We start from the raw sequence: 13372 nt of genomic DNA, 5'->3' as shown, positions 1-13372 counted from the left end.
ACTGGGCAAACAGATGCGCAAGAACCACATTTAATGCAACCATCAGCAATAACTCTCATAATTAGGACCTCCATCAAAAAATATAGATCAGAACTTTTTATTATCATTTAGAAAGGCACTTGCCTCAACTTATGTTCTCATTATCACATAGTTCTAATTGAAAGTCAAATGAAAATGATAAATAAACGTATAATTTTTTGCATAACAACTGTTCCTTTTTATCATAAAAAGCCTATATTTATCTACATTTTGATATTTCTTTTCATTTAACCAACTGAGTATAATACTCAATAATTGAGAATGTATTTATTATCATTTTAATTAAAATACGTAGTATTATACTAGGAATTCAATTATCAATATTCATTATCATTGATACATTTTATTGTCTTTTTAAATTAGGATAATTTGATCCAGTCAAAATTTTCCAAGACTCGCCAAAAGCCCCTAGTAAATTTTGATTATAACCATAGGTATTACTTAAATCAGCCTCTTCCCAATTTTGTGTTGTCGCAATATATTTTACAATTCATCATATTAATAAAACGATTTCATAGAGATTATAGTAGTTCTAATTTAGTATTAAACATAATAAAGTCAATATCTTTATAATTAGAGTTCCTCTTAATATAAGTGATTATATAACTTGCGACTACGTCATAAATTAGTCTAAATACAAAAAAATCGAGATAAAAAATGAGGTCGAATCATAAGATTCGACCTCATATATGTGCTTATAGTAGAATAACCTATCCCCTATTATTTACCAGGGAAGAATGGCCATACCATTGGGATAATAATTAAGCTTACTACTAAGCAAACTAAAATCAATGGAACACCAGCTTTTACATAGTCTGTAAATTTGTATTGACCAGGACCAAGTACTAATGTATTTGGAGGAGTACCTACAGGTGTACCAAATGCACAAGATGCAGCAACGCCGATAGCCATCAATACAGCATGAGGGTCAGCACCCATACCTTTTGCAATAGCAATACCAATAGGTGCCAATAACGCACAAGATGCGGTATTAGACATGAACTGAGTCATAACACAAGACAAAATGAACAATACTGCTGTTGCAAAATAAGGACTAGGATCGGAGCCCATAACACCCAATACTGCATTAGCAATCATTTGACCAGCACCAGATTTATCAAGAGCTTCAGCCACTGGCATCATACCAGCAAATAAGAAGATTGTTACCCAGTCAATGGATGTGTAAGCTTGTTTTTCTTTCAAGCAACCAGTTAATACGCAAAGCATAGCACCGATAACGGCAACCATACTCAACGGCAAGTTGATACCATAGTCCTTAAGTACGTCACCTAAAATCATAGCAATGATTACACCTAAAAGAATAAGACCAGAGAACAATTGTTTCTTAGGATCATTAGAAACTTCATCTGCTGATACTTCTTGTTCTACATCACCAGCATCTGTAATTTCATGTTTAGGTAATAAATATTTACCAATAAACATCATAAAGACAATGGTAGCAATAGTCAAAGGAATACCGATCCAAGCAAATTCAAAGAAACCAAATGGTTCAATACCAGATTTTGCCAATGTACCATTGACAATAATATTTGGAGGTGTACCAACCATTGTAATGATACCACCAACACCTGCAGCAAATGCTAAAGGCATCAATTGGCGAGATGCAGGAATCTTTGCAACGGTACAAATACCAATAACTACTGGAAGTAAAGCAGCTGCTGTACCAGTGTTAGACAAAAATGCGGACATGATAGCTGTTACAAGCATGATAGCAAGCATCAAACCATTTTCACTAGTACCTGCATGAGATACTACGGTTTCCCCTATCTTTTGAGCTAAACCAGTATAGAACAATGCACCGCCAACAACGAACATGCCAGCAAACAACACAACTGTACTATCAGATAAACCAGAGAATACAACCTTAGGAGTAATGATCCCCATAAGACCAAGAGTAATTGCGCCGCCTAAAGAAGTAATAGCTAAAGGAATAATTTCCGTTACAAATAAAACAGCCATGACTGCAAGGACGATTAAGGTTTGTTCTGCAGTACCCATACATCATCATCTCCCTTCAGAGAAATGCACTGATTGTATTAGATGAGATATAAAATATAGCCTACGATACTGATAGCAGAGGCCATCAAAAAGGTTATACCATAACCCTCTTTAGTTTTAGGATAGCCAAAAAATAAGATTTCACCCAAAAATCCTCGGCGATTAAACCAAGAATATTTAGTTCTACGTTGAAACCACTTAGCTTTCCCTTCATTACCGATAATCAGTGCAGTAATAAAAAATACAATAAATACCCAAATAAAACAAATCAGTATTTTTAATTCAATTGATAACAAGTGACCACCTCTACTATATTTAAAGCACTAAAAGGTTATTCTGTGAGTTCTTGCTAATCACCTAATGACCGATCTGAAAAGCATTTATTGCAAATATTCCCTTTTATGCATGATTACATAATTACCAAGGGCTTTTTTATTCACCAATAGGTGTACCTATTTAGGTACACCCAGGTGAATAATTATTTAATTATTAGTGACTGGACAACATAGCAAGCATTGTACCTGCTGCTACTGCTGTACCAATAACGCCAGCTACGTTAGGACCCATAGCATGCATGAGCAAGAAGTTAGCTGGGTTAGCTTTCGCACCTACTACTTGAGATACACGAGCTGCCATTGGAACCGCGGATACACCAGCAGAACCAATAAGTGGATTAGTTTTACCACCATCAAATAAGCTCATCAATTTACCGAATAATACGCCACCAGCTGTACCGCAAATAAATGCGAATAAGCCTAAAAGGATGATTTTGATAGTGCCCCAACTTAAGAAGTGTTCCGCACTCATTGTCAAGCCAGTACCTGTTGCTAAGAAAATAGTAACAGTATTGATTAACGCATTTTGAGAAGTATCGGACAAACGATCAGTTACACCAGATTCACGGAACAAGTTACCTAACATCAACATACCTAAAAGGGATGTAATGGAAGGGAGCAATAAGGAAATGAAGATTGTTGCAACGATTGGGAACACGATTTTTTCAAAACGTGTAACTTCGCGCAACTGCTCCATCACAATTTCACGTTCTTTTTGAGTAGTGAATAATTTCATTACAGGTGGTTGAATCAACGGTACCAAGGACATATAAGAATATGCGGCAACCGCGATAGCACCTAATAAATGAGGAGCTAGCTTAGCAGCTAAATAGATAGATGTAGGACCGTCAGCACCACCGATGATACCGATAGCAGCCGCTTCCTGAACTGTAAAGCCCAAGCCCATTGCACCACCAAGAGCAGCGAATACGCCAATCTGAGCAGCAGCACCTAAAAGTAATGTTTTAGGGTTTGCAATGAGTGGACCAAAGTCAGTCATCGCACCTACACCAAGGAAGATTAAAGGTGGGAAGATTTCTTGGGAGATACCTGCACTAATAAGAGCCATAACGCCTTCTTCGAAACCGTTACGAGGAATATTAGCAAGTAAACAACCAAACGCAATCGGACCCAACAATAATGGTTCAAACTCTTTGGCAAATGCTAAATACAATAGGATCAAACCTACGAGAATCATAACAGCATTGCCTGGTTCAAATGCGAGGAACCCGCTATCGTTAATAACGGATTGTATCGCAACAGCAAAAGCCTCCATATGCGTTCCCCTTTCACAAATATAAAATTGTTATATGACGCGGCGCCGCCGCGCCATACAGTACTTGGTATTAGCCAAGAACAACCATGTCATCGCCAGTAGATACAGTTTGGTTAGCAGATACGCGAACTTCGGAAACTACAGCATCATGTGGAGCTGCAATTTCGTTTTGCATTTTCATAGCTTCAAGAATCAACAAAGTTTCGCCTTTTTTAACTGCTTGGCCAGCAGATACTGCTACAGATAAGATTTTACCAGGCATTGGAGCTTTTACAGTTTCAGCACCTGCTGGAACTGGAGCTGCAGCTGCAGCTGGAGCTGGTGCTGGTGCAGGAGCTGCTTTAGGTGCTGGAGCTGCTGGAGCTGCTTTAGGAGCCGCTGCAGCAGCTGCTTTTACTTCATTAACTTCTACATCATATGCTGTACCATTTACTGTAACGTTGAATTTTTTCATCTTAAATTCCTCCAAAATGTGTATGTCTACACCAAACTTATAAATATTTTTTACACATATAAATTGGATAATCCTTTTGATTATCTAATTTGCCAATAATCTTATCGATTACCACGTAACCGGCCTTCCATTTTCCAATTGTAGCTTACGATTGGACGGATATGCGCGATTTGATCAGCGGAATAACCCATTGCCGCCAATGCACCAACGATTACTGCTACTACATCTTGAGATGGAGCTTTACCGTTAGTTGTTGTAGCATTACTCATTAAAATGCCTCCTAAAAATCTTTTAACCTCTACCGCTTAAGCGACCTTCCAAGCGCCATTTAGCACTGATTGCTGTAGGTCGAATAGATGCAATTTGTTCAGATGAGTACCCCATCGCCACAATGGCACCTACGATAGCTGCTACTACTTCATCCTCATTTTGAGCAGATGCATTTGCTGGAGCTACAGGAGTAGCTGTTGGAGTAGCAACAGGAGCAGTTGCTGCTGTTGCTTCTTTTTTCTTCTTAGTTGGATCGATTAAATAAACAATCTTCATAAGAATACCTAAAGAAATCAAAACAGCAAATACGACTGCCATATTAATCGCCATTATGAGAAACGGATTGGTAGTAACTGCTTGTCCTTCCATAATCATTCCCCTTTCTAAAAAATTAGTAAAGAAAGGTATCTCCCAAATTCGATGATATGTTTAACGAATCGAATTATAATGGAATATTACCATGTTTCTTTGGAGCACGGTTTTCACGTTTGCTTGCAAGCATTGCCAAAGCGTTGATAACTGCCGGACGAGTTTGTTTTGGTTCAATTACAACATCTACGAAGCCACGTTCTGCAGCTTTGTAAGGAGTTGCGAACTCTTCTACGTATTTAGCTGTTTTAGCGTCTTTGTCTTCATCTTTCTTGAAGATGATGTTAGCTGCACCAGCAGGACCCATTACAGCGATTTCGGATGTAGGCCAAGCGTATACTTGGTCAGCGCCCAAATCTTGAGAACACATAGCGAGGTAGGAACCGCCGTATGCTTTACGAGTGATAACAGTAATTTTTGGTACTGTTGCTTCAGAGTAAGCATACAACATCTTAGCACCATGACGAATGATACCGCCCCATTCTTGATTTGTGCCAGGCAAGAAACCAGGAACGTCAACAAAGTTAACGATTGGAATATTGAAAGCATCACAGAAACGGATGAAACGAGAAGATTTGTCAGAAGCATTAATATCCAAGCAACCAGCCATTACTTTTGGTTGGTTAGCAATGATACCAACGGATTGCCCATCAAAACGAGCGAAGCAAGTGATGATATTTGTAGCATAGAATGGTTGTACTTCATAGTATTCGCCATTATCTACAGTAGCTGCGATAACATCTTTCATGTCGTAAGGCATGTTACTGTTATCTGGCAACAAGCTATTCAAGCTTTCATCCTCACGAGTTGGATCGTCACCAGTATCTACCAATGGAGCATCTTCCATATTGTTGGATGGCAAGAAGCCTAATAAGTAACGAATTTGAGCGATACAATCATCTTCATTTTCAGCTGCAAAGTGAGCAACACCAGACACGGAGTTGTGAGCCATTGCACCACCAAGATCTTCAGCAGTTACTTCTTCACCAGTTACAGATTTGATTACTGCAGGACCAGTGATGAACATTTGAGAAGTATTTTTAACCATGTAGATGAAGTCAGTCAATGCTGGAGAATATACAGCACCGCCCGCACATGGACCCATGATTACGGAAATTTGTGGAATAACACCAGATGCATTTGTATTTTCAAAGAAAATTTTACCGTAACCAGCAAGGGCATCTACTGCTTCTTGAATACGAGCACCGCCGGAATCGTTGATACCAACAATAGGAGCACCCATTTTCATTGCTAAACGTTGTACTTTAACGATTTTAGCAGCATGCATTTCACCAAGAGAACCACCTTCTACAGTGAAATCTTGTGCGAATGCATATACTAAACGACCGTCGATAGTACCATAACCTGTTACTACACCTTCGCCTGGTAATTCTTTCTTTTCTTGACCGAAGTTAACACAACGATGTTTAACGAATTGATCAAGTTCAACGAAGGAATTATCATCGAACAATTTAGCCAAACGTTCGCGAGCAGTCATTTTGCCTTGAGCATGTTGTTTCTCAACGCGTTTTTCGCCGCCACCAGCTTTAACTTTAGCTAGTTTTTCGTGCAATAACTCGATTTTTTCCTGCACTGTTGCCATTATAGCACCTCCAAATAAAACTTGTTACAGTATCATTTTATTTCATAAATGAATAAAGTTCAAGAAGCATACATATTTAATATATAACGTAGGATTATATGTATATGTATATTTACAACTCATATATAATGATGTGAATTGGATACTGTATTATTTCATACGTTGACATAATTCAAGCAAAACACCGCCAGTTGCTTTTGGATGTAAGAAAGCAATTGCGGAGCCGCCTGCACCATAACGAGGTTTTTCGTCAATCATACGAACGCCTTTAGCCATCAAATCAGCAATAGCATTTTCAATATTATCAACGCGCAATGCAACGTGTTGGATACCATCACGACCGCCATTTTTTTCGATAAATTTACCGATAGGGCCATCTGGAGTTGTAGTTTCTAAGAATTCAAGTTCAGCATCACCACAAGGGAAGAAGGATACTTTTACCTTTTGTTCTTCTACGATTTCGTCTTCAGGAAGATGTTCAATGCCTAATGCATTTTTATAGAATTCTTTAGTTGCTGCTAAATCATTAACACCAATACCGATGTGATCCACTTGTAATACTTTAAAAGCCATTTTGATTATCTCCTTTTCAAGGCTAAATCTCTAATGCTATGTAGTCGCCGTCTACTTTAGCACGCTTGTCATTACGCCATTAACAACTGTATATGGATCGCTTTCACGTTCATTAACAGCTGCCACTTGGCTATTAAATTCGTCGCTTGTAACAATTTTATCAGCTACATAACGACCAATTTGTTCATTAATCATTGCGATGATTTCATCACGAGTACGTTCTGCCCGACGAGATTCCAATTCACCAGAATCTTCAAGATACTCAAAATGTTCATCTAAAGCGTCGATAAGTTCATCTACGCCTTGGTCTTTACTAGCAATTGTGCGCTTAATTGGTGGGCGCCATTTTACTTCACGAGAATCTAGGTCAAGCATCATTTCAATTTCTACATTCAAACGATCGCAACCATCTCGGTCAGCTTTGTTGATAGCAAATACATCGCCAATTTCAAGAATACCCGCCTTGATAGCTTGGATATCATCACCGAGACCAGGAACCAGTACAACCAATGTAGTATCAGCATTTTTTACAATATCTACTTCAGATTGACCTACGCCTACAGTTTCAATAATTACTAAATCCATGCCAAAGGCATCCATGAGTTTTACAACGTCTGCAGTCTTTTTAGATAATCCACCAAGACTACCACGCGTGCCCATGCTTCGAATGAACACATTTTCATTTAATGTTAAATCATTCATTCGAATACGGTCCCCCAAGATAGCACCTCCAGAGAATGGGCTAGTTGGGTCGATGGCAACGATGCCGATTTTTTTACCTTGATCTAAATAATGTTTAACCACCTTATCGGTCAAAGTACTTTTACCAGCACCAGGGGCCCCTGTAATACCGAGAATACGTGCGTTCCCCGTTCTAGGGTAAATTGCCTTCATAATATCGATGGCATTATCATACTCGTTTTCTACAGCTGTTATGGACCGTGCTAAGGCTAGTCTAGAACCTTCAAAAAGGCCTTTAACTAAATCCATTCGCCTCACCACCTATCTTCGAATACGGGAATAGAGGGGAGCCAACTATTAGAGTTGCACCCCTCTTTGCCCAAGCAATTATTTTACGTTTTCTTTAATAAAGTTAACGATATCGCTAGTTGGTGTGCCAGGTGTGAATACTGCCGCTACGCCAGCTTTTTTCAAGCCAGGGATATCAGCGTCAGGAATAACGCCACCACCGATTACAAGAACATCCCCCATGCCTTTTTCTTTCAAAAGTTCAACAATTTTAGGGAACAATGTATTGTGAGCACCGGAAAGAAGAGATAATGCAACTACATTAACGTCTTCAGAAAGCGCTGCTTCAACGATTTGTTCTGGTGTTTGACGAAGACCAGTGTAGATTACTTCGAAACCAGCATCGCGAAGTGCGCGTGCTACTACTTTTGCACCACGGTCATGACCATCAAGACCTGGTTTTGCTACAATTACTCTAATACGTTTTTCTGCCATGATATATTACCTCCGAAATCAGCCGATATTATAATGTAGAATGAGCTTCGTATTCACCGAATACTTCGCGCAATACATTACAAATTTCACCCAAAGTAGCATATGTTTTAACTGCTGCAAGAATTAATGGCATCAAGTTAACAGATTCGTCAGCTGCGCCAGCTTTCAAATCAGCTAAGGCTTTATCAACTGCGGCTTGATCGCGGTTAGCACGAACTGCTTGAGTTTTCTTAGATTGGTTAGCACCTACGGAAGCGTCTACGCGAAGCAAGTCTTTTGGAGCTTCTTCTTCAACTTGGAATTTGTTTACGCCAACGATTGTGCGCAAGCCAGATTCAACTTCCATTTGCCATTTGTAAGCGGATTCTTGAATTTCTTTTTGGATGTAGCCTTTTTCGATTGCTACTACAGCGCCGCCCATTTCATCAATTTTCTTGATGTATGCCATAGCTTCGTCATAGATAGCGTTAGTCATAGCTTCAACATAGTAGGAGCCGCCCAATGGGTCAACTACGTCAGCTAAGCCAGATTCATAAGCCACGATTTGTTGAGTACGAAGAGCTACTTGTACAGATGCTTCTGTAGGAAGAGCCAAAGCTTCGTCACGAGAGTTTGTATGTAAGGATTGAGTACCGCCCATTACAGCAGCTGCAGTTTGAAGAGCGACACGAACGATATTGTTATCAACTTGTTGTGCAGTCAACATAGAGCCAGCTGTTTGAGTATGTACACGGAGCATCATGGATTTTGGTTTTTTTGCACCAAAACGTTCTTTCATGATTGTTGCCCATAAGCGACGAGATGCGCGGAATTTAGCAACTTCTTCAAGTACATTATTATGAGCATTCCAGAAGAAGGAAAGACGACCAGCAAATGTATCAACATCAAGACCAGCTTTCAAAGCTGCTTCTACGTATGCGATACCATCAGCAATTGTGAATGCGATTTCTTGTGCTGCTGTGGAACCTGCTTCACGGATGTGGTAACCGGAGATAGAAATTGTATTCCATTTTGGAACGTATTGAGAACAATATTCGAAGATATTAGTGATCAAACGCATAGATGGTTTTGGAGGGAAAATATAAGTACCACGAGCTGCATATTCTTTCAAAATATCATTTTGAATAGTACCTTTCAATTCTGTGGAAGGTACACCTTGTTTTTCAGCTACTGCGATATACATTGCCAACAAAACGGATGCTGGAGCGTTGATTGTCATGGAAGTGGATACTTTGCCAAGGTCGATGCCATCGAACAAGATTTCCATATCTGCCAAAGAGTCAATCGCTACACCTACTTTACCAACTTCGCCTTCAGCCATAACATCATCAGAGTCATAACCGATTTGAGTTGGCAAATCGAATGCACAGGACAAGCCTGTTGCACCAGATTCGATTAGGTAGCGGTAACGTTTGTTAGATTCTTCAGCTGTAGCGAAGCCTGCATACATACGCATTGTCCAGAAACGACCACGGTACATAGTAGGTTGTACGCCACGAGTATAAGGGAATTCGCCAGGCATTCCCAAATCGCGTTCATAGTCAAAGCCTTCGATATCAACTGGTGTATACACACGGTTGTATTTTAAGTTTTGACGTTCTGGAGTTTTTGCGCATTTTTCGTCACAAAGTTTGTTGTACTCAGCAATTTGGGCTTTTAAGTTTTCGTAAGCCATGTTTTCATCATCCTCCTAAAAAAACAGGTTATTTTTTCATGCTTCCAGTTTCTGTGAAGCGTTTATGCCAAGAAAGAGCTTCATCAAGCAACATTGGTGTATGGGCATTCTTTGTTACAGCTAATGCTTTTTCTAGGTATTCAGTTAACATAGGTTTGTAGTCTGGGTGAGCACATTTTTCAATAATCAAACGAGCTCTTTCCACTGGACTTAAACCACGACAGTCAGCAACACCTTGTTCTGTACAGAAAATCATAGTGTCATGTTCTGGATGATCCACATGGGATACATATGGAACGATAGAACTGATGTCGCCATTTTTAGCAACGGAGTTGGTACAGAAGATAGTGAGATATGCACTACGTGCAAAATCACCAGAACCACCAACACCATTCATCATTTTGCTACCCATAATATGAGTAGAGTTTACATTGCCAAAAATATCAAATTCGATAGCGGTATTCATGGCAATGACACCAATACGACGAGCAATACCAGGGTTATTGGAAATTTCTTGCGGACGAAGAATTATTTTTTTACGATATTCATCAATATTCGCATAGAAACGTTTCAATCCATCTGGAGAAGGACTCAATGCAGTACCGGAACATACAGTTACTTTACCAGCATCGATTAAGTCAAACATACCGTCTTGAATTACTTCTGTATAAATAGATAAATCTGTGAAAGGCCCTTGAGCCAAGCCACTGATTACCGCATTTGCTACAGAGCCTACGCCGGATTGCAATGGAAGCAAGTTTTTAGGCAAACGACCTTCTGCAATTTCTTGTTCAAAGAATTTGATAAGATGTTGACTCATTGCCTTTGCATCATCATCAATAGCAGCTAAAGGTCTTGTTGTATCAGGTACATCACTTGGAACCACAGCAATGATTTTGCTAGGATCACAAGGTATTGCTTCTGTACCGATACGATCGCCGGCCTGTTCCAACGGAATTGGTTTACGATGTGGTGGATCCAACGGTTCATAGATATCATGCATACCAACTAAGGATAATGGTTGAGATACATTTACCTCTACGATAACCTTTTTAGCTTGACTAACAAATGTTGGAGAATTACCAACAGAAGTAGTCGGTACTAAAGAACCATCTTCGTTGATTTGACATACTTCAATAATTGCTACATCTAAATCTCCGAAAAATCCATAACGAATATTTTGTGCCATTGTGCTTAAATGCATATCGATGTATTTAACATCTCCACCATTTAAAGCCTTTCTCATATCTTTATTGGTTTGATATGGAAAGCGGCGATTAATACCATTAGCACGAGTTAACGCACCATCAGCTTCATCACCTACGGAAGCACCTGTCCACAAATCAATTTTGAATGGTTCTTTTTCCATTCTTTCTGCCAATGCCAATGGCACAACTTTTGCATAACCCGACGGTGTAAAGCCGGAAATACCAACTTTATCATTAGGGTTAATCAACTGAGCTGCATCATAAGCAGTGACAATTTTACCTTGCAGGTCCACATTTTTTACGCGGTCTTTGATGTCTATCACCATAACCATCTCCTTTAAGAGTAACATTGTTAAACGACAATTGAATCTCTTTGGTCTAATACGTTCCTTAAACCGACTTCATCGTAGTCCACATCCAATGTATTGTCAACTTATATGACTAAAATGTATTTTTTATCACACCCCGACCGTGCATTATGACTAAAACGCATAGGTTTTTACATTTTCACATAAGTTTTATTCACACCGATATAACTCACAGGAATTATCAATCTAATAGTATATATTGTTGTTTTTTATGCATATCGAACTATCTCAATACAACATATAGAGTCTTATCAATATAAAAATAATATATACAAAAACTGACCGCTACACCTCCTATAAAGATATAGATATACCAAAAACCGGTTTTCAAATGCAAGCAATAATGTTCAATTATTCTAACATTAGAAAACCGGTTAAATATACTTAAGCTTACCCTGCTAAGGTATGTATAAATTATACCATACTATGAAATTGTATCGCTACCATAAAACTTACTGATTATACAAAATATACCTTTTACATATGATTCTTCGTGGAAAGTTGTACTTTCACAAAGGCCCCAACCCAACCAAGGAGCTGCCAAAAAACAATAGTAACTTGATGGCTATAGAGCTCAAAATCAGACAATCCACTAAAAAGAACACCGATAGCTAAAGCACCTATTCCTATCTGTGCAGCTTGTCGGAACATATCCCCTTTCAATCGAACAGATGTGATAACATGACCGACGATAACTACTAGGAATGATAGCAAGCCAGGAATACCTGTTTCAGCCAATATATTTAAATATAAATTATGGGCATGATACATCAATACATTAGGGCCTTGAATGTAATAGTTATAATCTGGATAAACTAAGTAGAATGTATTCCACCCAATACCAAAGATAGGGTTTTCTCGTACGATATACATTGTGCTATCCCATAAAGCCCAGCGAAGATCTGACGACGTATCATGTCCTTGGAATATAGACCAAAGTCGTGAGGCAACCTCACCTTCATAGAAATATAGAATTAGCGGTACCACTAACAAGGATAAGAATAATCTTCGTTCTACGAAAATAGCCCAATACAGAATCATGGCCGCAAAACTAATCCAAATACCACGAGAATAGGTTAATAGCATCGTTAAAAATAATACAATACCAACAATCAGCATTGTAACAATTTCACGAGTACGATTCTCCTTCATATAAACAAGAATATAGCTAATACATACACTTAGCACCATCAATAGATAGGCACCTAACAAGTTAGGATTTTGCAATGTAGACGCCATTCGACGCATCAATTTAGGGAATTGTGCTGCATCTACCCATTCTTTTATATGTATATTGGGAACAAATATATACTGATAGGCCCCTATAATGCATACAAGAACTGCTGTACCTAAAAAGGCACGAAGAAAATAGTTCCACTGTTTAGGTGTTCGAATATAGGTACGAACTAAATAGTACATGCCCCCACCTGCTACAATTTGATAGAACCAGCTCTGAATAGACCAATCCCAGTTTGGGGACATTAACGACGATACACCTGTCCAGATAACAAAGATCATAACAGTCCAAGATAGATAGCCTGTCGGCAAACTCAATGATTTACTAGAAATTAAATCATATAATGCCAGACCTATAGCCAACCAGAGAAGTACATCGCCTACCATTGGTTGAAGTGGCATCGCAATGACGACACCATAGATTAATCGTTCAATATAAAAGGTAATTCGTTTCTGATTAGGAATGAGTGAGAGTTCCATATT

The 13372-nt window shown here is 38.9% G+C and carries 14 protein-coding genes; all 14 read right to left on the bottom strand.

Annotated elements, in window-relative coordinates:
* Positions 1-59, bottom strand: a 59-nt coding sequence (locus Q7O55_RS09310) for a 4Fe-4S binding protein (RefSeq protein WP_369691714.1), incomplete at its 3' end; no start/stop codon positions are given.
* Positions 60-759: 700 nt separating this feature from the next.
* Complete coding sequence (locus Q7O55_RS06785; RefSeq protein ID WP_303929360.1) at positions 760-2058, bottom strand: SLC13 family permease; 1299 nt, start codon at positions 2056-2058, stop codon at positions 760-762.
* Positions 2059-2096: 38 nt separating this feature from the next.
* Positions 2097-2354, bottom strand: coding sequence for a hypothetical protein (locus tag Q7O55_RS06780; protein WP_303929359.1), 258 nt, complete (start codon positions 2352-2354; stop codon positions 2097-2099).
* A 193-nt stretch (positions 2355-2547) separates the two neighbouring features.
* Positions 2548-3669: a sodium ion-translocating decarboxylase subunit beta gene (locus Q7O55_RS06775; protein WP_303929357.1), complete on the bottom strand. Its 1122-nt coding sequence runs from the start codon at positions 3667-3669 to the stop codon at positions 2548-2550.
* Between the two features lie 70 nt (positions 3670-3739).
* Complete coding sequence (locus tag Q7O55_RS06770; protein ID WP_303929356.1) at positions 3740-4123, bottom strand: biotin/lipoyl-containing protein; 384 nt, start codon at positions 4121-4123, stop codon at positions 3740-3742.
* A gap of 101 nt (positions 4124-4224) precedes the next feature.
* Positions 4225-4392: a hypothetical protein gene (locus Q7O55_RS06765; protein ID WP_004696483.1), complete on the bottom strand. Its 168-nt coding sequence runs from the start codon at positions 4390-4392 to the stop codon at positions 4225-4227.
* 22 nt (positions 4393-4414) lie between these two features.
* A complete protein-coding gene (locus Q7O55_RS06760; protein WP_303929355.1) occupies positions 4415-4762 on the bottom strand; it encodes an OadG family protein in 348 nt (115 codons plus the stop codon).
* 73 nt (positions 4763-4835) lie between these two features.
* Positions 4836-6365 (bottom strand): methylmalonyl-CoA decarboxylase subunit alpha, encoded by a 1530-nt coding sequence (gene mmdA, locus Q7O55_RS06755; RefSeq protein WP_004696486.1) that lies wholly within the window; start codon positions 6363-6365, stop codon positions 4836-4838.
* Between the two features lie 150 nt (positions 6366-6515).
* Positions 6516-6938: a methylmalonyl-CoA epimerase gene (gene mce / locus Q7O55_RS06750; protein WP_009351265.1), complete on the bottom strand. Its 423-nt coding sequence runs from the start codon at positions 6936-6938 to the stop codon at positions 6516-6518.
* A gap of 51 nt (positions 6939-6989) precedes the next feature.
* The gene (gene meaB, locus Q7O55_RS06745; RefSeq protein ID WP_303929354.1) at positions 6990-7928 is read right to left on the bottom strand and encodes a methylmalonyl Co-A mutase-associated GTPase MeaB; all 939 of its coding nucleotides are present in this window, start codon (positions 7926-7928) and stop codon (positions 6990-6992) included.
* 78 nt (positions 7929-8006) lie between these two features.
* Positions 8007-8402 carry a cobalamin B12-binding domain-containing protein gene (locus Q7O55_RS06740; RefSeq protein WP_004696492.1) on the bottom strand — a complete coding sequence of 132 codons (396 nt, stop codon included), beginning with the start codon at positions 8400-8402 and terminating at the stop codon, positions 8007-8009.
* A gap of 28 nt (positions 8403-8430) precedes the next feature.
* A complete protein-coding gene (locus Q7O55_RS06735; RefSeq protein WP_004696495.1) occupies positions 8431-10077 on the bottom strand; it encodes a methylmalonyl-CoA mutase in 1647 nt (548 codons plus the stop codon).
* A 28-nt stretch (positions 10078-10105) separates the two neighbouring features.
* The gene (locus Q7O55_RS06730) at positions 10106-11611 is read right to left on the bottom strand and encodes an acetyl-CoA hydrolase/transferase family protein (protein WP_303929352.1); all 1506 of its coding nucleotides are present in this window, start codon (positions 11609-11611) and stop codon (positions 10106-10108) included.
* Between the two features lie 519 nt (positions 11612-12130).
* The gene (locus tag Q7O55_RS06725) at positions 12131-13369 is read right to left on the bottom strand and encodes an O-antigen ligase (protein ID WP_303929351.1); all 1239 of its coding nucleotides are present in this window, start codon (positions 13367-13369) and stop codon (positions 12131-12133) included.
* Positions 13370-13372: the final 3 nt, after the last annotated feature.

This window comes from Veillonella parvula, from assembly GCF_945949885.1.
Lineage (GTDB): Bacteria > Bacillota > Negativicutes > Veillonellales > Veillonellaceae > Veillonella > Veillonella parvula_B.
This window is presented reverse-complemented; position numbering and strand designations above follow the sequence as displayed.